Origin of the sequence: Arthrobacter sp. PAMC25564 (genome assembly GCF_004798705.1) — a bacterium.
GTDB lineage: Bacteria > Actinomycetota > Actinomycetes > Actinomycetales > Micrococcaceae > Arthrobacter.
The window spans coordinates 1,283,863-1,303,439 of the sequence record NZ_CP039290.1 but is presented as its reverse complement, the minus strand read 5'-3'; the positions used below and the strand labels follow the sequence as shown (position 1 = coordinate 1,303,439).

At 68.2% G+C, this 19,577-nt stretch carries 19 protein-coding genes; 11 read left to right on the top strand and 8 right to left on the bottom strand.

What is annotated here, in order from left to right:
- Window positions 1–39: 39 nt before the first annotated feature.
- Both E5206_RS05940 and E5206_RS05935 read right to left on the bottom strand, forming a co-directional pair.
- Entirely contained in the window at window positions 40–2,655 is a 2,616-nt protein-coding gene (locus E5206_RS05940) for a S1 family peptidase (protein WP_136321686.1), read from the bottom strand.
- A gap of 4 nt (window positions 2,656–2,659) precedes the next feature.
- Window positions 2,660–3,367 (bottom strand): tyrosine-protein phosphatase, encoded by a 708-nt coding sequence (locus E5206_RS05935; protein ID WP_240689990.1) that lies wholly within the window; start codon window positions 3,365–3,367, stop codon window positions 2,660–2,662.
- A gap of 269 nt (window positions 3,368–3,636) precedes the next feature.
- Between E5206_RS05935 and E5206_RS05930 the strand changes: the two genes are divergently transcribed.
- From E5206_RS05930 to E5206_RS05915, 4 genes are all read left to right on the top strand, one after another.
- Window positions 3,637–4,371 carry a DUF5058 family protein gene (locus tag E5206_RS05930; protein WP_136321685.1) on the top strand — a complete coding sequence of 245 codons (735 nt, stop codon included), beginning with the start codon at window positions 3,637–3,639 and terminating at the stop codon, window positions 4,369–4,371.
- A 22-nt stretch (window positions 4,372–4,393) separates the two neighbouring features.
- Window positions 4,394–5,125, top strand: coding sequence for a hypothetical protein (locus E5206_RS05925; RefSeq protein ID WP_136321684.1), 732 nt, complete (start codon window positions 4,394–4,396; stop codon window positions 5,123–5,125).
- Between the two features lie 118 nt (window positions 5,126–5,243).
- Window positions 5,244–6,413: an amidohydrolase gene (locus E5206_RS05920; RefSeq protein WP_240690137.1), complete on the top strand. Its 1,170-nt coding sequence runs from the start codon at window positions 5,244–5,246 to the stop codon at window positions 6,411–6,413.
- Between the two features lie 85 nt (window positions 6,414–6,498).
- Window positions 6,499–7,530, top strand: a complete 1,032-nt coding sequence (locus E5206_RS05915) for an Lrp/AsnC family transcriptional regulator (protein ID WP_168709270.1) — start codon at window positions 6,499–6,501, stop codon at window positions 7,528–7,530.
- A gap of 26 nt (window positions 7,531–7,556) precedes the next feature.
- On the opposite strand, the gene E5206_RS05910 is transcribed toward E5206_RS05915, so the two are convergent.
- The 5 genes from E5206_RS05910 to E5206_RS05890 all read right to left on the bottom strand — a co-directional run bounded on the left by E5206_RS05910 (window position 7,557) and on the right by E5206_RS05890 (window position 11,809).
- A complete protein-coding gene (locus tag E5206_RS05910; protein ID WP_136321681.1) occupies window positions 7,557–8,429 on the bottom strand; it encodes a 3-hydroxyacyl-CoA dehydrogenase family protein in 873 nt (290 codons plus the stop codon).
- 2 nt (window positions 8,430–8,431) lie between these two features.
- Complete coding sequence (locus E5206_RS05905; RefSeq protein ID WP_136321680.1) at window positions 8,432–9,253, bottom strand: enoyl-CoA hydratase/isomerase family protein; 822 nt, start codon at window positions 9,251–9,253, stop codon at window positions 8,432–8,434.
- Entirely contained in the window at window positions 9,253–10,482 is a 1,230-nt protein-coding gene (locus tag E5206_RS05900; protein ID WP_136321679.1) for a thiolase family protein, read from the bottom strand. The genes E5206_RS05905 and E5206_RS05900 overlap by 1 nt, the downstream gene beginning before the upstream one ends.
- 140 nt (window positions 10,483–10,622) lie before the next feature.
- Window positions 10,623–11,309: a pentapeptide repeat-containing protein gene (locus tag E5206_RS05895; RefSeq protein ID WP_136321678.1), complete on the bottom strand. Its 687-nt coding sequence runs from the start codon at window positions 11,307–11,309 to the stop codon at window positions 10,623–10,625.
- A complete protein-coding gene (locus E5206_RS05890) occupies window positions 11,309–11,809 on the bottom strand; it encodes an SRPBCC family protein (protein WP_136321677.1) in 501 nt (166 codons plus the stop codon). The genes E5206_RS05895 and E5206_RS05890 overlap by 1 nt, the downstream gene beginning before the upstream one ends.
- A gap of 174 nt (window positions 11,810–11,983) precedes the next feature.
- Between E5206_RS05890 and E5206_RS05885 the strand changes: the two genes are divergently transcribed.
- Together E5206_RS05885 and E5206_RS05880 are read left to right on the top strand one after the other, a co-directional pair.
- A complete protein-coding gene (locus tag E5206_RS05885) occupies window positions 11,984–12,160 on the top strand; it encodes a CsbD family protein (RefSeq protein WP_136321676.1) in 177 nt (58 codons plus the stop codon).
- Window positions 12,161–12,532: 372 nt separating this feature from the next.
- A complete protein-coding gene (locus E5206_RS05880) occupies window positions 12,533–13,249 on the top strand; it encodes a dienelactone hydrolase family protein (protein WP_136321675.1) in 717 nt (238 codons plus the stop codon).
- An 84-nt stretch (window positions 13,250–13,333) separates the two neighbouring features.
- On the opposite strand, the gene E5206_RS05875 is transcribed toward E5206_RS05880, so the two are convergent.
- Entirely contained in the window at window positions 13,334–14,800 is a 1,467-nt protein-coding gene (locus tag E5206_RS05875) for an amino acid permease (RefSeq protein ID WP_136321674.1), read from the bottom strand.
- A 251-nt stretch (window positions 14,801–15,051) separates the two neighbouring features.
- Here E5206_RS05875 and E5206_RS05870 point away from each other — a divergent pair, with 251 nt between their 5' ends.
- The 5 genes from E5206_RS05870 to E5206_RS05850 all read left to right on the top strand — a co-directional run bounded on the left by E5206_RS05870 (window position 15,052) and on the right by E5206_RS05850 (window position 19,526).
- On the top strand, window positions 15,052–15,813 hold the full coding sequence (locus tag E5206_RS05870; RefSeq protein WP_136321673.1) for a CPBP family intramembrane glutamic endopeptidase: 762 nt from the start codon (window positions 15,052–15,054) through the stop codon (window positions 15,811–15,813).
- Window positions 15,814–15,986: 173 nt separating this feature from the next.
- Window positions 15,987–16,427 carry a VOC family protein gene (locus E5206_RS05865; RefSeq protein ID WP_136321672.1) on the top strand — a complete coding sequence of 147 codons (441 nt, stop codon included), beginning with the start codon at window positions 15,987–15,989 and terminating at the stop codon, window positions 16,425–16,427.
- Between the two features lie 21 nt (window positions 16,428–16,448).
- The gene (locus tag E5206_RS05860; RefSeq protein WP_136321671.1) at window positions 16,449–17,402 is read left to right on the top strand and encodes a 1,4-dihydroxy-2-naphthoyl-CoA synthase; all 954 of its coding nucleotides are present in this window, start codon (window positions 16,449–16,451) and stop codon (window positions 17,400–17,402) included.
- 25 nt (window positions 17,403–17,427) lie between these two features.
- A complete protein-coding gene (locus tag E5206_RS05855) occupies window positions 17,428–18,594 on the top strand; it encodes an AMP-binding protein (protein WP_240689988.1) in 1,167 nt (388 codons plus the stop codon).
- A 50-nt stretch (window positions 18,595–18,644) separates the two neighbouring features.
- Complete coding sequence (locus E5206_RS05850; RefSeq protein ID WP_136321670.1) at window positions 18,645–19,526, top strand: 1,4-dihydroxy-2-naphthoate polyprenyltransferase; 882 nt, start codon at window positions 18,645–18,647, stop codon at window positions 19,524–19,526.
- The last annotated feature ends 51 nt before the right edge of the window (window positions 19,527–19,577 follow it).

Below are 19,577 nucleotides of genomic sequence, written 5' to 3'. Positions count from 1 at the left end.
CTCAAGGGTGGGGCTCCCCGAGGGAGCCCCACCCTGCTGTCAGCTTCGGACCCGGCGCCGGCCCAGGAGCAGCAGGGCTGCGCCGAGCGCCAGGGCTCCCGCTGCCAGTCCGGCTGCGGGCTGCAGGGCTCCGGCCCCGGTGTTGGGTAACTGCCCGGAACCGCTGCCGGTGTCGCCCGCTGGATGCGCTGTGGCCGGAGGTGCGTCCGCCGGGTGGACTGCCGCCGGGTCGATGGTGAACGTCGAGTCAAGCGGGGCGGATTCAACGCCGTCGACCGATTGGGTGACCGTGAGCCTATGCGGGCCTAAGGCCAGGCCCGCCGGGAACGGCAGGCTCCAGCGTCCGCCGGCCACGAGGACCTGCGGCATCAGCGCGCGCACCACGGCCCGGGCCCCGACGCCGGCTCCGCCACCGGGCTGCGTGACACGGGCCGGCACCCCATCGATCAATACCGTCACCTCGGCGCCCTCGACGCCGTTTCCGGAGATCGTCGAGGGAAGTGCGTCCTGGTTGAAGTGCAGCCCGTCCGGAATCGTTGTTTCTCCCGGGGCTGGCGGAATGACCGTGAAGGTACCGGTGGCGGAGGGGCTGTCCGCAATGCCGGGGGACGAAAGCGTGGCAGTCACCGTCACTTTGCCGAAGGCCGCCCGGCCGTCCACCGGAACCGCCCAATGTCCATCCAATGCCACCGTCCCGGTCCCGGAAACGTCACCGGACAGCGTCACGACGGCGCCGGGCATTCCGGTGCCATCGATGCTGCCCACGGCCGGCAGGGAGGCGTCCGTCGGCGTCGTCATCCCGGGCACCGGCAGCGCCGACGGCGCGACGTCCACGGTGAAGGTCTCCGCACCGGAATGGCTGAATCCGTTTACGGTCTCGGCCGTAAAGGTCAACGGGCCGGCGGGCAGCGGGGCCCGGAAAGACCAGTTCCCGGTGGAGTCCACCGGTACGTCGAGTTTTTGAGTCCCGACGGTGATGCGGACCTTGGAATTCGCTGCCACCGCTGAAGCAGGAGCCGCCAGAACGCGTCCTGTGATGGGCTCCCCAGCCGTTACCGGAGTCCCGTTCGCGGGGGCCGCGAGTTCGGGCTTGTTCAGGAAGAGCTGCAGCTGAACGCCGCCGGGGATGTGGGTGATGGAGTCCTCGAGCGTCGTGGCGATGGCAAAATTCTGGGCGGATCCCGCGGCGTCCCCGGCACTGTGGGTGCCGACTGCGTAGTTGCCGCTGACCCAGGGCCCACCTGAGTCCCCGCCGCTGGATTGGACGTCGTAGGAGAGGAAGCCGCGGAATGCCCGGAGATCGGCAACGTTGGTAGTAGCGCCGCCCACCACGTAGATCCCCAGCTCGTTCACCGTGCCGCAGGACCAGCCGGTAGTCCGCCCGGACCGGCAGACCGCCTGGCCCTGAAACGGTGAAACCATACCGATGATCTTCACGGCCGTCGCACCCGGGGTGGCGACGTTGTCCCACTTTGTCGCGGCAGGCTGGATGTTGACTCCGGACCGGAGGAGCTCGATGACGGCGATGTCGGTGCCCACGTTGCCGGGGCTGGCCTCGGTACCCGTAATCCATGAGTTGTTCAGGCCACCGAACTGGCTGAACCCGAAGGTTCCCAGCGGCGCGAGCGGGCGCGCCAGCGGTGTTATCGCTCCGCCTGCGGTGGAGGCAGTGGGAGGCTCGAGGTCGGCGGCCTTCTTGGCCGGTCCGTCTCCGGCGCAGTGTCCGGCTGTCAGCACCTCGGGCAGGCCGGCGGGGCTGAAGGCGCCGAAGCCGGCCGAGCAGATGGCCATCTGGTCGATGACGTAGCCCTGCCCGCCGTACAGGTCCTCTTCCGTCTTGATCGGATCACCTTTTTCCAAATGGACGTTGGCATAGCGGGCCACGAATTCCGCGGGCGAGATCTTGCCCGGCAGAGTGGGTGTGGCAGCCGCCGGGGGCGTTGGAGGCGCCGCCGCTGGCGTCGGCGGATGCCGCGGGTCCAGCACCGCCGGAAGCCCTGTCTCCGCCCTATTGATTCCGCCGGTGCGGATGACGAAGTGGCCGTCGGCGTAGGCAACGGCCTGCAGCCCGGCGGGGCCTACGTCCCGGACGTAGGCCTGGAACAACTGCTCCGTGCTGGAGGCCACCAGCTCGGCAGCCGTGGGAGCCGCCGAGGCTGCCGCCGAGGGCACGGCCGAAGCTGCCGGCGCGGAGGGAGCTGAGGGCGCGGCGGCAGGGGGCACCAGCACGAAATCAGCCGGATTGGCCTGGTTCAGTTGATCCACGCGCGCCTGCAGTTCGGTGCCGCTGCCGGTGACAACGATCTTGCCACCCTTCAAGGTGATCCCCCCATAGCCGGGGAGGACACGCAGGGAGGGCACGGCGTCGGCGGCGCGCTTGGCCTGCTCGCCTGCTGCGTCGAATTCCTCCAGTGTCATGCCCAGGTCCCGCCGGATGGCCTCCGCCAGCCCGGCGTCGCTGACCGCGGGCGCGGCGGGCGCAGGGTCCGGCGCGACGGGCGACGCTGAGGCGGTGGGAGTCGCTGAGGCGGTGGGCGACGGCGTGGGGCCCGCCGCGGCCTCGGCCAGCGCGGGAACCGAGGAGAACGAACCGGCAAGCGCAATGGCTGCGGCCGCGGCACCCCGCACCACAAGCTGGAACTTCGAAGTCTTCACCCGGCTACTGTAGCCGCCCCAGTTTGCCGAGGATGGCAGTGAGCTCCGGGTCCGTCACCCCGTGGCGTCGGAGGTAATCCCGGGTCTTCAGCGAGCGGACGAACTTCAGCAGGCTTCCGCCGCGGAATTCCAGCAGCGGAAGCAGGACGTCGTCGGGCAGGTACCGCTCATGCGGATGCGGGACCGTCGCGAGCCGTCGGTACTCGTTGATGCCCCGCATCGAGCGCTGGTAGCCCTGCACTATGGCGTCGTCGGTGTCTCCGGCGAGGTCCTGGAGCATCGCCGCCACCATTCCGCTGCGGTCCCGGCCGGCGGAGCAATGGATCACGACGCCGCCCCGCGCCGCCGCAACCGCCTTGAAGACGGCGGCGAGCTTCTCCGGGAAGATCCGGGCGTTGTCCGCGTAGGACGCCGGGTTGTTCAGGTATGGCCGGCAGAGGGCGCGGAACTCGCTGTTGCCGGGGTCTTCCGTGGGCGCCAGCACGACGTCGAACGCCGCCATCACCTCGGCGCCCACCGCCGGGTCGGTCTCCCGGCGCTGCCGCTCGTCATCGTTGCGCAGGTCGACGACGGTCCGGATGCCGCTGGCGTAGGCCTGCTTCCAGCCGGCCGCGGTGAGCCATTCCCGGCGTCCCATCCGGTAGACGTCGCCGGCGACTTGCCAGGCGTTGACCGCCCCGTCCCAGCCCACGGCTTTCCCCTGCTCGTCCACTCCGCCAGCTAAGCACACGCCCGCGCCGCGCGCACCCGAAACCCCGCAAAGTCGGGGCCATGGGCCCGGGGCCCGCCCAATACATTGGTGTGATGGTGGCCTTCGCCGAGCACAGGGCTCATTCGTCGTTATCGACAGAAACGCGGCAAACCACTTGACTTTTGGACATCCTATGCCGTTCCATGGTGGAAATAGGTAATGATGTAGATCACAGCCATGTTAGATCGGCATCACACCTGAGCCACCACATGAAACCCAAAGGAGTGCGGATGCACCGCTTCGCCGTCGACCCGGGTTCGACCGACATCAGCCCCGTGTCTTTCCACCCCGTCCTCTGGATCTGCGCGGCAGCCGTGTTCGCGGTCATCGTGCTCCAGTCCGTCATCTACCTGCGTGCGATCCGCAAGGCCGCCGGCTCGGCCAACCTCACCGACAAGCAGGTCATGGGCTCGGTCCGTCGCGGCGGCATCGCCGCGATCGGCCCCTCGCTCGCCGTCGCCCTCGTCGCGATCTCGCTCCTGCCGCTCTTCAGCACGCCGGCTGTGCTGACCCGCATCGGCCTTGTCGGTTCCGCGGCGTTCGACGTCGCCGCGGCGGGCCTCGCGGCCCAGTCGCAGGGTGCGCAGCTCGGCGGCCCCACCTACACCCAGAAGGTCTTTGCGATCGGCTTCGCCGCGATGACCCTCGGTGGCCTCGTGTGGATGCTCACGGCGCTCATCCTCACCCCCATCCTGTCCAAGGGCGACAAGACGCTGCGCAAGGTCAACCCGGCCGTCATGACCGTGGTCCCGGCGGCCGCGATCCTCGCCGCGTTCATCACGCTCGCCTTCACCGAGACCACCAAATCGGGGGTCCACGTCCTCACGTTGGTCGTTTCCGCGGCCGTGATGGGCCTGTGCATCGCCGGCGCGAAGTACCTCAAGAAGCCCTGGCTGCGTGAGTGGGGCCTCGGCATCGCGATCTTCGTGGCCCTCGCCGCCGCCTTCCTTGTCACCGCCAAGTAGCACGAGCCCAGGAGAACCGCTCATGTCCTCTAAGACTGCATCCCTCGACGGGCTCGCCCAGTTCGACCGCACCACGTCCATCTGGGGCCCCATCACCCTTGGCCTCGGCTTCCTCGTCTCCCTCGGCGCCGCGCTCTTCGCGGCGTTCGGCACGGGCCTGGGCATCACGGGCCAGGAGGTGTGGACCGCGTTCGGCATCGTCTTCGCGACGTTCGGCATCATCGCCGTCGTCGAGCCGATCTCGTACTACCCGATCCTCGGACGCTCCGCGATGTACCAGGCGTTCATGATCGGCAACATCGCCAACAAGCTGCTCCCGTCCGCGCTCATCGCCCAGACCGATCTCGGCGAGAAGCCGGGCACGCGCAGGGCCGAACTCATCGCGGGCGCCGCGATCATCGGTGCGGCGTCCGTCCACATCCTCACGCTAATCATCCTCGTGGGCTTCCTCGGCACGTGGCTCCTGGGCCTCCTGCCGGCGGGACTCGTCGCGGTGGCCCGCCTCTACATCCTCTCGGCCGTCTTCGGCGCCGTGACGGTCCAGGCCGTCGTGTCGATGAGGAACGTGCGGACCACGATCATCGCCGCGGTGGTCTCGGCCATCGTCGTGTACGGCGTGATCCGGCTCGCGCCGGCGCTCACCAACTACGCGACGGCGATCTCGGTCGTCGCCGTAATCATCGTTGCGTGGTTTGCGCGGAAGCGCACCGACGAGCCTGCGGCCACCGACGCCCCGTCATCCATCGGACACTGAGCTCCGCGACCAGAACCGAACCTGACACACACGAAAGGCCCCCATGACTGACACCACCACCGTAGCCCTCGCCACGGGCATCGAGGTCCCCGCGGACTTCGTCGCCGAGCACGTCGAGATGTACAAGGGCTACCACCGCGCCCCGGAGCTGTCCTCGGTCGAGCACCGGACCGCCGAATCGATCGAGGCCCGGCTGGCCGGGCTGGGCATCGAGCACTTCCGCTCGGGCGGTACCGGCGTCGTCGGTCTCCTGACCAACGGCGAGGGCCCCGTGGTCGGCTTCCGCGCGGACACGGACGGCCTGCCCATCGCGGAGTCAACCGGTCTCGACTACGCGAGCACCGCAACCGGCACACTGCCCGACGGCAGCGAGGCGCCAACGATGCACGGCTGCGGCCACGACACCCACATCACCGCTGCCCTCGCCGCCGCGGGGTACCTCACGGCCAACCGCGACGCATGGCACGGGACCGTCGTGTTCCTCTTCCAGCCGGGAGAGGAGACGGCGTGGGGCGCCAAGGCGATGGTCGACGACGGACTGTGGGACCGCGCGCCGCGCCCCGAGGTGGTCCTCGCGCAGCACGTCATGCCCATCGAAGCAGGGAAGTTCTGGCTGCGCGCCGGGAACATGGCGAGCCTCGCCGACTCGTGGCGGATCACCGTCCGTGGCCGCCAGGCCCACGGGTCCCAGCCGGAGAAGTCCCTTGACCCGATCGTTGCAGCGGCCTCGATGGTCCTGCGCCTCCAGACGATCGTCTCGCGCGAACTCGCCCCGATCACCCCCGCCGTCGTGACGGTCGGCACGTTCCACGCGGGGCTGAAGGAGAACATCATCCCGGAGACCGCCGAGTTCTCCGTCAACGTACGCACGCCCGACGAGGACGTCCGCACCCACGTCCTGGGCTCGATCCGCCGCATCGTCGCCGCCGAGGCCGCCGCCTCCGGCATCGAGGAGCCCGCGATCGTGGAGATCAACAGGTTCCCGCGCCTCTTCAACGACGCCGAGCACACGTCGCGCGCCACGGCGGCACTTAAGGCCGGCTTCGGCCCCGACGCCGTCATCGAGGCGCCGCTCGGCATGGGATCGGAGGACGCCGGCTGGCTCGGCGACTCGATCGGCGTCCCGGTGGTCTTCTGGGCCTTCGGCGCGTTCCCCGCCGCTGCGTTCGCCGACGGCAAGGCCCCGGCCGGCAACCACTCGCCGTACTTCGCGCCCGACGCCGAGCTCGCTGTGGTCAACGGCACCGGCGCCGCGCTGACGGTGCTGCTCGAGTACCTGGGCAAATAGCCGAGGAACGACGGCGGGTTCCCACCCGCCGTCGTGACTCCGCCCTTAGGCGGGGAAGGGCGCCGGGAATGGAAGGATGATACGCATGCTCGACGACCTCGACCGCCAGATCGTGGCAGCCCTGATCCGCAATGGCCGGGCGCCGTGGAGGCTCATTGCCGCGGTGCTTGGGCAGCAGGAGCGCACCGTGGCCCGCCGGGGCAACAGGCTCCTCGCCTCCGGGGCGGTGCGGGTGCAGTCGTTCCCGAGCCCCGCGGCGCTCGCGCCAGTGGACCTCTACATGCTCCGCGTCACCGCCGCGCCTTCCTCCGTCACGGCGGTGGGGACGTGGCTCGCCGAGCGGCCCGAAACGCACTGGATCTGCGCGCTGTCCGGGGCGAGCGAGTGCATCGTTGAGCTCTTCCTCGAACGGGACGCTGTCGGCCCGTTCCTGTACGGCGAGCTCGCCGCGCTCGATGGCGTGCGGGACCTCTCGCTCGAGCCGATCTTCGAGTACTACCGCACGGTCTCGGGCTGGCGGCCGGACCTCCTCACCCTGGAGCAGTATGAGGCGCTCAGCCCCTCCGAGCTCCCGCATTTCGCCACGCGGTACGCGGAATTCGGGATGCCGCGCCTCGACGAGCCAAACCGCGCCCTCGCGGAGCTCCTGCGCGCCAACGGCCGCATCACAGTCGAGGAGCTGGCCACCGGCCTGGGAGTGTCCAAAGCGACCGCGAGCCGGAGGCTCGAGACACTCATCGCCAACGGTGCCGTGTACGTGCGCGCGGTCCTCGACCCGGCTTCGATCGGGTATCCCGTCGAGGGCCTCCTGACCGTACGCGCGCAGGCCCCCGCGCTGGACGCCGCCGGACGGTACATTGCGGACCTGCCGGCGACGCGCTGGGCCGCCAACATCGCGGGCCGCATCCTCGTCCAGACCGCGACCCGGAGCCTCGCGGAGCTGCGCGGGGTGATGGAGGGAATCGCGGCGCATCCCGGCGTGACCGGTGTGGACGTTTCGCTCTTCGCCGGGATCTTCAAACGCAGCACGGTTGCCTACCGCGACGGGAAGCTCCCGCATACTGGAGACGAAGATAGCAAGGAAGGGAAGCCACCAGTACGATCCCGGAAGGAGTGACGGATTCTGGCGCGATCGCTAGGGCGTCAGTCGGTCCAGTCGAAGAAGCCCTTGCCGGTCTTACGGCCCAGTTCGCCGCGGGCGACCTTGTCGCGCAGGATCTGCGGCGGGGCGAAGCGCTCGCCCAGGGTGGAGGCGAGGTACTCGGCGATGCCCAGGCGCACGTCCAGGCCGACGATGTCGGTGGTCCGCAGCGGGCCGGTCGGGTGCTTGTAGCCAAGCACCATGGCGTTGTCGATGTCCGCGGCGGAGGCCACGCCCTCTTCCACCATGCGCATCGCCTCGAGGGCGATCGCCACGCCGAGGCGTGAGGACGCGAACCCGGGGGCGTCGTTGACGACGACGGCGGTCTTGCCGAGCGCCTCGACCCAGCCGCGGGCGGCCTGGACCAGTGGTTCGGAGGACTGCTCGCCGACGACGACCTCGATCAGGGTGGACGCGGGTACCGGGTTGAAGAAGTGCAGGCCCAGGAAGTTCTGCGGGCGCTTCAGCTCGCGGGCCAGGGCGTTGACGGAGATGGAGGAAGTGTTGGAGGCGAGGTAGGCGTCGGCCGCGAGGCGGTCCTCGATCCCCTTCAGCGAGGCCACCTTCAGGTCCCAGTCTTCCGGGACGGCCTCGATGACCAGCTGGCGGTCCTTGAAGTCGTCGTAATCCACCGTGACCGAGAGCCGGGACACCATCTCGTCCAAGTTGCCGTCGATGGCGCCGCGCTCGATGCTTTTGGCGGCCGCGGACTCGACCCGTTCGCGCGCGGCCTCGGCCGATTCCTCGTCACGCTCGACGACGAGGACATCTGCGCCGTTGATCAGGAAGGCGTGCGCGATACCGGCGCCCATGCGCCCGCCGCCGAGAACCCCGACGGTGGCCGGAAGATTGGTGGGGAGTACGGAGTTGCTCATGTCTACTTCTTCTTCCGGTCTGATTGCTTGTCCGATTTCTTGTCTGACTTCCTGTCAAGGAAGGCCTGCATGCGGTCGAACTTGGCCTGGGATTCAAAAAGGATTCCCTGCGCCAGCTGGTCGATCAGGGGGTGCGCCTCGGCCGGGGCGTGGAACACGGACTTGGTGATCCGCACGGCCAGGGGATCCTGGCGCCCGATCCGGTCCGCCAGCGCATGGGCCGCGTCCATCAGTTCGTCGGCCTCGTGGATCTCGGTGATGAGGTGGATGGCGAGGGCCTGGTCGGCACGGAGCACGAGCCCGGCGAGCAGGATTTCCTTCGCCACCGGCTCCCCCACCAGCTCCTTGAGGCGCCAGCTGGCGCCGGCCGCGGCGAGGATGCCCAGGCCGGTCTCCGGGTTGCCGATCCGCACGCCGGGCGTGCCGATCCGGAAGTCGGCGGCGTACGCCAGTTCGGCGCCGCCGCCCAGGCAAAAGCCGTCCAGGGCGGCGATGACCGGCATCGGCAGCTTGGCGATCCGGACGAAGATGCCGGAGTTGATGCCCGCCAGGGCGTCGTCGCGGCGGCGTTCGCGCAGCTGGGCGATGTCCGCGCCGGAGGCGAAGACCCCCTCGGTTCCGGCGATGATGAGCACCTTGGGGTTCTGTTCCAGGGCGGCGCAGACCAGGTGGAGCTCGTCCACCATCTGCTGGTCGATGGCGTTGCGGACCTCGGGGCGGTTCAGCAGCACCACCACCCGGTCCCCGCGCTCCTCGATTTTCAGCGTGCTGAAATCCTCCGGGTTAAGCGTTGCGGTGTTGGCTCCCGACGCTGCGGCGGCCACTAGACACGCTCCAGCAGCATCGCGGTGCCCTGGCCGACGCCGATGCACATGGTGGCGAGGCCGATCGACGCGTCTTCGCGCTCCATCCGGCCCAACAGGGTGATCGCGAGCCGTGAGCCGGACGACCCCAGCGGGTGGCCCAGGGAGATCGCGCCGCCGTCGCGGTTGACGATCTCCGGATCCAGGCCGAGCCGGCGCATGCAGGCGAGGGACTGGGTGGCGAACGCTTCGTTAAGTTCGACGGCGCCGAGGTCACCGACACTAATGCCGGTCCGGGACAGCACCTTCTGGGTTGCGGGGACCGGGCCGATGCCCATGATCTCGGGCTCGCAACCGGCGGAGGCGCCGTCGATGATGCGGGCGCGCGGGGTCAGGCCGAGCCTCTTGATCGCGGCTTCGGAGGCCACGATGATCGCGGACGCGCCGTCGTTGAGGGTGGAGGAGTTGCCCGCGGTGACCACCGAGCCGCCGGCGACGACGGGGCGGAGCCCGGCGAGCACGTCCATGGTGGTGCCGGCGCGGGGGCCCTCGTCGGTGTCCACGACCGTCTCGCCCTTGCGGGATTTGACGGTCACGGGGACGATTTCATCGGCGAAGCGGCCGGCGGCGATGGCCGCGAGGGAACGCGCGTGCGAGCGGACGGCGAACGCGTCGGCGTCCTCGCGGGAGATGCCGTCCACGCGGGCGACTTCCTCGGCCGTTTCCGGCATGGAGTACGTCATTTTGCCGTCCCGGGACAGCGCACCCTTCGTGAACAGCGGGTTGGCGAAGCGCCAGCCGATGGAGGTATCGAAGATTTCGCCCGGCTTGGCGAACGCGGTCCGGGGCTTTTCCTGCACCCAGGGGGCGCGGCTCATGGATTCGACGCCGCCGGCGATCACGATGTCCGCCGCACCGGACTTGATCATCTGGCTGGCCATGATGATGGCGCTCAGGCCGGAGGCGCAGAGCCGGTTCACGGTGATGCCGGGGATGTGGAGGGGAAGGCCGGCCAGGATCGTGGCCATCCGGGCAACGTTGCGGTTCTCCTCGCCGGCGCCGTTGGCGTTGCCCAGGATCACCTCATCGATGCTGTCCGGATCCAGGCCGGCGCGGGCCACGGCTTCGCGGACCACCAGGGCGGCCAGGTCATCAGGACGGACTGCGGAGAGGGCACCGCCGTAACGGCCCACCGCGGTCCGGGCACCGCCTACGAGAAATGCCTGTGGTCCTGCAACTGCTGATGCCATGGGTACACCCTTCACGCGATAAACGGCACTGTTGTCCGCGTCGGCAACGAAATTTGGCCAGAAAACGCCAATTTATTACCGACCGTTCGTTCTATAAAGATTACACGCCAGGGCAAGCGGGTCAACCGGTTCCCGCAGGATTACGCGACCACAATACCGAGCTGGGCCGCCAGCAGCGGTGCCAGCAGGGTGAGCTGGTAGTCGTCGATCACGAGGCCTGACAGGCTGTCGAGTCCACTGATCGTGCGGAAATCGGTGCCGCGGAGATCAAAATCCAACAGCCTGGCGCCGCTGAGGTCCAGCGCGCCGATGGTGCAGTTCTTGAGCGCCACCCGGGTTGCCGTGCAGGAACCGAGGTCCAGCTCGCCGATAATGCAGTCGCTGATCTGCACATCCGTCAGCTTGGAGCCGCGCAGGTTGAGGTAGTCCAGCTTGCCGCCGTCGATCCGCACCGACTGCCAGCCGCTCTCGTAGAGCTCAGCGGATCCCAGCCGCGGATTGCCGAGCTCCACGTCCCGCAGGGCCGTCCGGGCCGCCATGAACACGGGGGCATACAGCTCCGAGATGATGCAGTCGCGGAACGTGGCGCCCCGCAGCTGCGTCTCGTTGAAGGAGACGCCGGCGAACTCACACTCGGCGAAGTCCGTGGCGCTGAGGTCCAGCCCGTCGGCGGAGGCGCGGCTGTACCGGACGCCGTCGTACCGCTCGCCGCGCTGGAAATCCGGGAACGGATCATCCCGCAGCTCCTCCAACCGGACGGCGGCCAGCCGAGGGGGCGTGACCTTGGGGGCCTTGTCTGCCCTGATGGGATGCCCGCCTCGTGCCATCAGAGGGACTCGGCCTTGGCCGCGATCTCTGCCAGGTCCTTGGCCAGGGCCTTGCGGGTGATGCGCATCCCGATCGGGCCGAACATGGCCATCATGATCTTGCTGAGCCGGGTGGGGTTGACCAGCTCGGCGCCGAAGGTGAGGGTCAGGTCCGTCCCGCCGTCGCGCTCTGCGAGGGCGAAGCGCGAGGTGTAGTCGGCGCCGCCCTGGAGGGCCTTGACCGTGGTGCTGCCGCCACGCGCGCCGCCGCCGGCACTGCCGCCGTGTGCCGGGACGGGCGGCTCGCACTGGGTGACCCACATCTCCACCGTTTCGGACCGCCCCATCATGGTGCGGCTCTCCTTCCAGCGGGTGCCCTCGCCGTACGGTCCCTGGGTGAGCATCTGGATGGAATCGACGCCGGAGAGTGTTGCGGCCGAACCCGGGATGTCCGAGATGACCGCCCACACCTTGTCCGCCGGGGCCTTGATGTGCTGCGTGAGGCTGGTTTTGTGGTCCATGGCTTCGAGCCTAGCCCGGCACAGCGGAATTTTTCATCCTCCCGTCGGGCCTGCAACACGCAAGGCCTGCCACCCGCAGGATTAATTCCCGCAGACCCTTGAAATAGTAAGCATGCTTTGTGTTATCGTGAATGTGCGTTGAATTACAACCGGAAACGAAAGGTGGTTCCCACCATGGGTATCGGAGACAAGATTCAGAACGAAGCGGAGCACCTGGGCGGCAAAGCCAAGGAAGCCACCGGAAATGCGACGGGCAATGACAGCCTCAAGGCCGAGGGCCAGAAGGACCAGGTCGTAGCGGACGCCAAGAAGGTCGGCGAAAACGTCAAGGATGCCTTCAAGAAGGATTGATCCTTCCCTATCTTCACCCGCGTGCTTCATCCGCGTGCGGCGTCGGACTTTCTTTTGGGGGGTGTCCGGCGCCGCATTTTTATGCCCGGTCTTGTGCCCGGGATTCTTGTGCCCGGGCGGACACATCCTCCCAAGCGCGGGGGCGCTTGCCGCCGTCGTGCCGCCGATTCGCCACAGATGGCCGCTATCCCACCCCGGATAGCGGCCATCTTCGCCCATTGGATGCGACCTTGGCGCATCGAGGGCACCCGGGGCACGTCCGGCGCCGGGCAATGGGTCCGCCGCACGGGACATCGCGGCGGGCCGCCCTTGGTGCCCGCCGCGTTTGTGAGACGCTCGGGTGAAAGCATCCGCCGACGGAAGGTCCGCACCATGACGTTCATCGACCTCACTGCGGCCGGCACCGGATCGCCAAACCTGCGCGGCTACCTCGCGGAACCGGAGGGACCGGGGCCGTTTCCCGCGGTCCTGATGATCCACGAGATGTTCGGCGTCAACGACATCACGGTCCGCCAGGCGGACCGGATGGCCGCTGCGGGATACCTGACCCTGGCGGTGGACCTGTTCAGCGACGGCGGAGCCCGCCGCTGCCTCGTCTCGACGATGCGCTCACTCGTGTCCGGCTCGGGCAAGGCCTTCACAGATCTGGCCGTTGCACAGGCCTGGCTGGAGCAGTCCGGGCGTAGCAACGGCAAGATCGGCGTCATCGGCTTTTGCATGGGCGGCGGCTTCGCCCTGCTGATCGCCAGGGACGGCTTCGATGCGGCGGCCGTGAACTACGGCAGGCTGCCCAAGAACCCGGATGAAGCCCTGTTGGGCGCGTGTCCTGTGGTGGGCAACTTCGGCAAGGCGGACCGCACCCTGCCCGGAGCCGCGGCGAAACTCGAAGCTGCCCTGGACAGGCTGGGCATCGAGAACGACATCAAGGAATTCGACGGTGCCGGCCATGCCTTCATGGACGACGCCGAGGCAGGCCCGCGTCCGCTCCGGCCCCTCTTCCGTGTGATGGGCATCAAGCCGGACCCCGACGCGGCAGCCGAAGCCTGGCAGCGGATCGAAGACCACTTCGCCAAGCACCTTAAGGCTTAAGCCCCATCGATTGCTCCGCAACGGCCCTTTTGCGGCCCCATAACGGCGGTTACGGAGCAATCGACGTGGATTTTGCGAAGGCGGCTAGCTGAAGAGCTCGCTCTTGGGTTCGTTGTTCCTGACCTTCTGCCAGCCGAGCCACAGCACGAGGGCGAAGAACGGGATGGTGGCGAGGGTCCAGAGACCCAGCAGGAAGACTTCGCCGGTCGCCTTGTCGGTCATGGTGTCGAAACCGATCAGCACGGTGATGGCCAGCAGCGCGAGCAGGCCGGCCCAGCTGGTCCACGGCGCCCCCGGCATGGGCAGCGAGGAGACCTTGCCCTTCTTCTTCCGCAGCGCGATCTGGCTGGCGAAGATGGAGCCCCAGGTGAAGATCACGCCGATGGACGCGGAGTTCAGCGCCAGGTCGAAGGCGTGCGAACCGCCCAGCCAGACGTTCAGCAGGATTCCCACGAGGTAGACGCTGGCGATCGCCAGGATGGCCGCGTACGGCACGTAGCGGCTGGACATCCGGGTGAGCCACTGCGGGGCATGCCCGTTGTTGGCCATGGTGCGGAAGATCCGGCCGATCGAGTAGAGCCCCGAATTGCTGGAGGACAGGGCTGCGGTGATGACGATCATGTTCATCACGTCGCCCATCCAGGGCAGGCCCATCTGGCCGAACACGGTGACGAACGGCGACTCGCCGGCCCTGTACTGGTCCGAGGGCAGCAGCATGGCGAGCAGCATGACGGAGCCGACATAGAACACCACGATGCGGAACACAACGGCGCGGATCGCCTTGGGGACTTCCCGCTCCGGGTTCTCCATTTCGCCGGCGGTGATGCCGACGAGCTCGATCGCGTTGTAGGCGAAGATCACCGCGTTCAGCACGAGGATCATGACCAGCGCGCCCTTGGGGAACATGCCGCCGTCCGCGGCGAAGAGGTTGCCGACGGAGGCATGGCCGGCGCCGACCTTGGCGTTGGTGACCACCATGAAGGTGCCCACGGCCAGGAAGATCACAATCGCGGCGACCTTCAGGCAGGAGGCCCAGAATTCGAATTCGCCGAAGGCCTTCACGCTCAGCAGGTTCACGGCAACCAGCAGCACGAGCGCGGCGATGGCGGAAAGTTCCACGGGGACGTTGGGGAAGAAGAACTGGAAGTACAGGCCGATCGCGATCAGCTCGGCGATTCCGGTCATGGCCCAGTTGATGAAGTACATCCAGCCGGAGATGTAGGCGCCCTTCTTGCCGAACATCTCGCCGGCGTAGCTGACGAAGGAGCCGGAGGTCTGGCGGTACATGATGAGCTCGCCGAGGGCCCGCATCAGCAGGTAGGCGATGACTCCGGCAATGGCGTAGGAGAAGACCAGCGCCGGCCCGGTCGAGGCCAGGCGGCCGCCGGCACCCATGAAGAGGCCGACGCCGATTGCGCCACCCATCGAGATCATGGTGACGTGGCGGCGCCCGAGGGTCTTCTTGTAGCCCTCGGCGCTGAGGGTCGGGTCGACGACGACGGCGGGTTGCGCCGGCGCGCTCTTAAGATCGGTGGAAGTAATTTGTGGCACAACTGTTCCTTGTGGGTCGGGGAATGGCCGGGACCTGACACGGAGTCCAGATACACATAATTCGGGTTTATCCCGCGTATGGGGGAATTATCTGTACCGAAACGACCAAGGTGTCGAAGGTTCGCGCGGCTTTTTTATCTTACTAGCTTTTCCGGCCGGACCGTGACGCGGACAACATCCAAGGCCCTGGATGGTCCCTCCGGGGGCCGCCGGTCATCCCTCCGGGGGCTCCACAACGCTAGGCTGGTGGCATGGGCACAGCTCTCCGCACTCCACCCGCGCCGCGGCCGGAACTCTACCGGTTCTCCGGGCTCGATCTCACCACCGCCGGGCTCTATCTGGCCGTGGCCGCATTCATTACCGTGGCCGGCGACCTGCTGGCGCCGTTGCTGCTGCAGCTGTCGCCGAACCCGGCCGTGGCGTCCTACTCCGTAAACCTCATCTTCTACGGGACCATCGGCCTGCTGGCCCTGGCCGCCGCCCGGCACGTCGCCGCGCGCGACCTCCGGGTCCTGGCCACCCGGCCATGGTTCACCTTGCTTATGGTCCCGCTGGCGGTGGTGGTGATGATGATCCTCACCGCGATCCTGGTGGCACTCAGCGGCCCGGTGCAGACATCCGCCAACCAGGCCGGCCTGCAGGCGCTCATGCAGCAGGTCCCGGCCTGGCTGATGGTGCCCCTGCTGGTGATCGTGGGCCCCTTCGTGGAGGAGTACATCTTCCGCCACCTGCTGATCGGCAAGCTGGGCCGCCGGGTCAACATCTGGGTCTGCTGCGCATTGTCCGTGGTGCTGTTCGCGGCGCTGCACATTGTGGGCCAGGAGCAAATGACCCTGCAGGTGCTGATGCCCTACCTCGCCATGGGTGCCGTCCTGGTGTTCGTCTATGTCTGGACCGGCAGGAACGTGATGTTCTCCTACTTCGTCCATGCCTCGAAGAACCTGCTGGCGGTCATCTTCATCTATGCGATCCCGCCCGAAGTCCTCGAACAGCTGCAGCGGCTCCAGGGCTAGAAGCAACGCGGGGTCAGCTACGGCCCATCCCGGGGCCCCGGATGGGCGCCAAGTGACCCCGCGTTGCATGAGGGCGTTGCATGAGGGCGTTGCATGAGGGCGTTGCAGGAGGGCGGAGGGGATCTCTCCGGATGCCCCTTCCGGGCGGGACCCCGACGTCGTAGTTTCATTCCATGACACTGACCATCCAGATCGCCGTCGACTGCCGGGACCCGCATGAGCTCGCCGACTGGTGGGCCGAAACGCTGGACTGGGCCGTGGAGCCGCAGGACGAGGGCTTCATCCGGTCCATGATCGGGCAGGGCTTCGCGACGGAGTCGGAAACGAAGCTGCACCACGGCAGGCTCGTGTGGCGCGAGGGCGCCGCGATCCGGCCGCCCGAGGAGCTCGACGCCAGGACGCCCGCCCGCCGCATCCTCTTCCAGTCCGTGCCGGAGGAAAAGACCGTCAAGAACCGGGTCCACTGGGACGTGAGGCTGGACGGCCGGGACAAGGACGAGGTCCGCGCGGCCCTCGAAGCCCGGGGCGCCACGCTCCTCTGGACGGCCAGCCAGGGGCCCCATTCCTGGCACACCATGGCGGACCCGGAGGGCAACGAGTTCTGCATCGGCTGACGCGATTACTAGACTCGGACTGTGAGCAACGAAATCCCCGCCAAGGTATCCGACGTCTTTGACCCCACCCGCTGGCGCACCGTGTCCGGTTTTGACGACTTCCAGGACATGACCTACCACCGGCAGGTGGAGCGCTCCGCGGACGGCTCGTTCGTCCGGGACCTGCCCACGGTGCGGATCGCCTTCAACCGGCCCGAGGTCCGCAACGCCTTCCGCCCCGGCACCGTGGACGAGTTGTACCGCGCCATGGACCACGCCCGGATGACCCCGGATGTGGCCACCGTGCTCCTCACGGGCAACGGCCCCTCCCCCAAGGACGGCGGCCACTCATTCTGCTCGGGCGGGGACCAGCGGATCCGTGGACGCGACGGCTACCGCTACGCCGAAGGGGAAACCCCGGAAACCATCGATCCCGCCCGGGCCGGCCGGCTGCACATCCTGGAAGTCCAGCGGCTGATGCGCACGATGCCCAAGGTGGTCATCGCCGTCGTCAACGGCTGGGCGGCCGGCGGCGGGCACTCCCTGCACGTCGTCTCGGACCTCACCATCGCCTCCCGGCAGCACGGCAAGTTCAAGCAGACCGATGCCACGGTGGGCAGTTTCGACGCCGGCTACGGCTCCGCGCTGCTGGCCCGCCAGATCGGGCAGAAGGCCGCCCGTGAAATCTTCTTCCTGGCCCGCGAATACTCGGCCGAGGACATGGTCCGGCTGGGCGCCGTCAACGAGGCCGTGGACCACGACCGGCTCGAGGACGTGGCGCTGGAGTACGCCGCGGACATCGCCCGGCAGTCCCCGCAGGCCATCCGCATGCTCAAGTTCGCCTTCAACCTGGCCGACGACGGCCTGGCCGGCCAGCAGGTGTTCGCCGGCGAGGCCACCCGGCTGGCCTACATGACGGACGAGGCCGTGGAGGGCAAGGAAGCCTTCCTCGAGAAGCGAGACCCGGACTGGTCCAAGTTTCCGTACTACTTCTGATCCGTTGACTTCGAAGGCAGGACCTGTGACTTCCGGAGCTGTGAACATCGAGCCCGCCAACCTCGACTTTGCCCTGCGGGCCCTGGCCGCCGCCCTCCACGGCGAGGGCCCCGCCGTCGAACTTTCCGCCGGGACGGACGGCACGATTGTGGTGTCCGCCGTCGACACCGGGGTTGCGGACGCCGCCGCCGTGGTGCGGACGTCCGGCTCCACCGGGACGCCCAAGGCCACGGTCCTGACCGTGGACGCGCTGGCCGCCTCCTCGATGGCCACCGCCCTGGCGCTGAAGGGCGAAGGGCAGTGGCTGCTGGCGCTGCCCGTACAGTTCGTTGCCGGGCTGCAGGTGCTGGTCCGCTCGCTCTTCGCGGGCACCCGGCCGTGGGCCATGGACCTCAGCGTCGGTTTCACGCCCGAAGCCTTCACCGCCGCGGCCCGCGAGCTCACGGACAAGCTCCGCTTCACCTCGCTCGTCCCCACGCAGCTGCAGCGGCTGCTGGACTCCCCCTCCGCGGACACCCTCGCGGTGCTCCGGCGCTTCGACGCGATCCTCCTCGGTGGCGCCCCGGCCTCGCCGGAACTCCTCGCCGCGGCGCGCGCGGCCGGGATCCGGGTGGTGACCACCTACGGCTCTGCCGAGACCTGCGGCGGCTGCGTCTACGACGGCGTTCCGCTGGACGAAGTCGAGGTGAAACTGGGCGACGACGGGCGCATCCTGCTGGGCGGGTCCACCATAGCCGCGGGGTATCTGGACGCACCCCGGCTCACGGACAGGACGTTCGTCAAGGAGGGCGGCGTCCGCTGGTACCGCACCAACGATCTCGGCGAACTGGACCAGGACGGGCGGCTCACCGTGCTGGGCCGCGCGGACGACGTCATCATCACCGGAGGCGTCAAGGTCTCCGCCGCGCATGTGCAGTCAGAGCTGGAGAAGCTCGACGGCGTGCTGGCCGCTTTCGTCGCCGGCGTCCCCTCCGCGGAGTGGGGCCAGGCCCTCGCCGCCTTCGTGGCCGTCGCCGACAGCTCCCCGGAAGGGATCGCCGGTTTCACTGCTGGCACTTCCTGGGCGCCGGTCCTGGGCAAGCTGGCGCCGAAGACTGTCCTGGCCGCCGCTGAACTGCTGATGCTGCCCAACGGCAAACCGGACCGGCTGGGCATGACCGTCCGGCTGGACGCCCTGCATCAGGGAAAATAGACACTGCTGTTCCAAACCAAGCTTCACCGAATCAACACGAGGTACTACACGTGGCCACTGCCGCACAATGGATTCAAGGCGCCCGACTGCGCACCCTGCCGGCCGCGATCGCGCCGGTCCTGATCGGCACCGCGGCCGCCTACGAGATGGACGCGTTCCGCCCCGTCAACGCCCTCCTCGCCGCGTTGGTCGCCCTCCTGCTGCAGATCGGGGTGAACTACGCCAACGACTATTCGGACGGCATCCGCGGCACTGACGAGGACCGTGTGGGTCCGCTGCGGCTCGTCGGATCCGGTGCGGCGCGGCCCGACCACGTCAAATGGGCCGCCTTCGCCGCCTTCGGGACCGCAATGGTCTTCGGCCTGGCCCTCGTGATCCTGACGCAGGCATGGTGGCTCATCCTCGTCGGCATCGGCTGTGTCCTGGCGGCGTGGGGCTACACGGGAGGCAAGAACCCGTACGGATACCTGGGCCTGGGCGACGTGTTCGTGTTCGTCTTCTTCGGGCTCGTGGCCACCCTCGGCACCACGTATACCCAGGCCGGGCAGCTCAGCCTCGCCGCCATCATCGGCGCGATCGGCACGGGCCTGATTGCCTGCGCCCTGCTCATGGCCAACAATGTCCGCGATATCCCCACCGACCGGGCGGCCGGGAAGAAGACACTGGCCGTGCGGCTCGGGGACAAACACGCCCGCGAAAGCTACGTGCTGATGCTCGCCGTCGCGATCCTGCTGGTGATTGTGCTCGCGCCGGGGCGGCCCTGGATGCTCATTGTCCTGCTGCTGATTCCCGCGAGCCTGATGCCGTCCTGGCTGATGATCGCCGGCCGGCGGCGCAAGAGCCTGATCCCGGTGCTCAAGCAGACCGGGCTGATCAACCTCGGTTACGCCGTGTTGTTCTCACTCGGCCTGGCGCTGAGCCACGGGTTCTGAGGGCGCGGGTGCGGCGTTGTGGGTGCGGCGTTGTGGGTGCGGGCCCGGAAC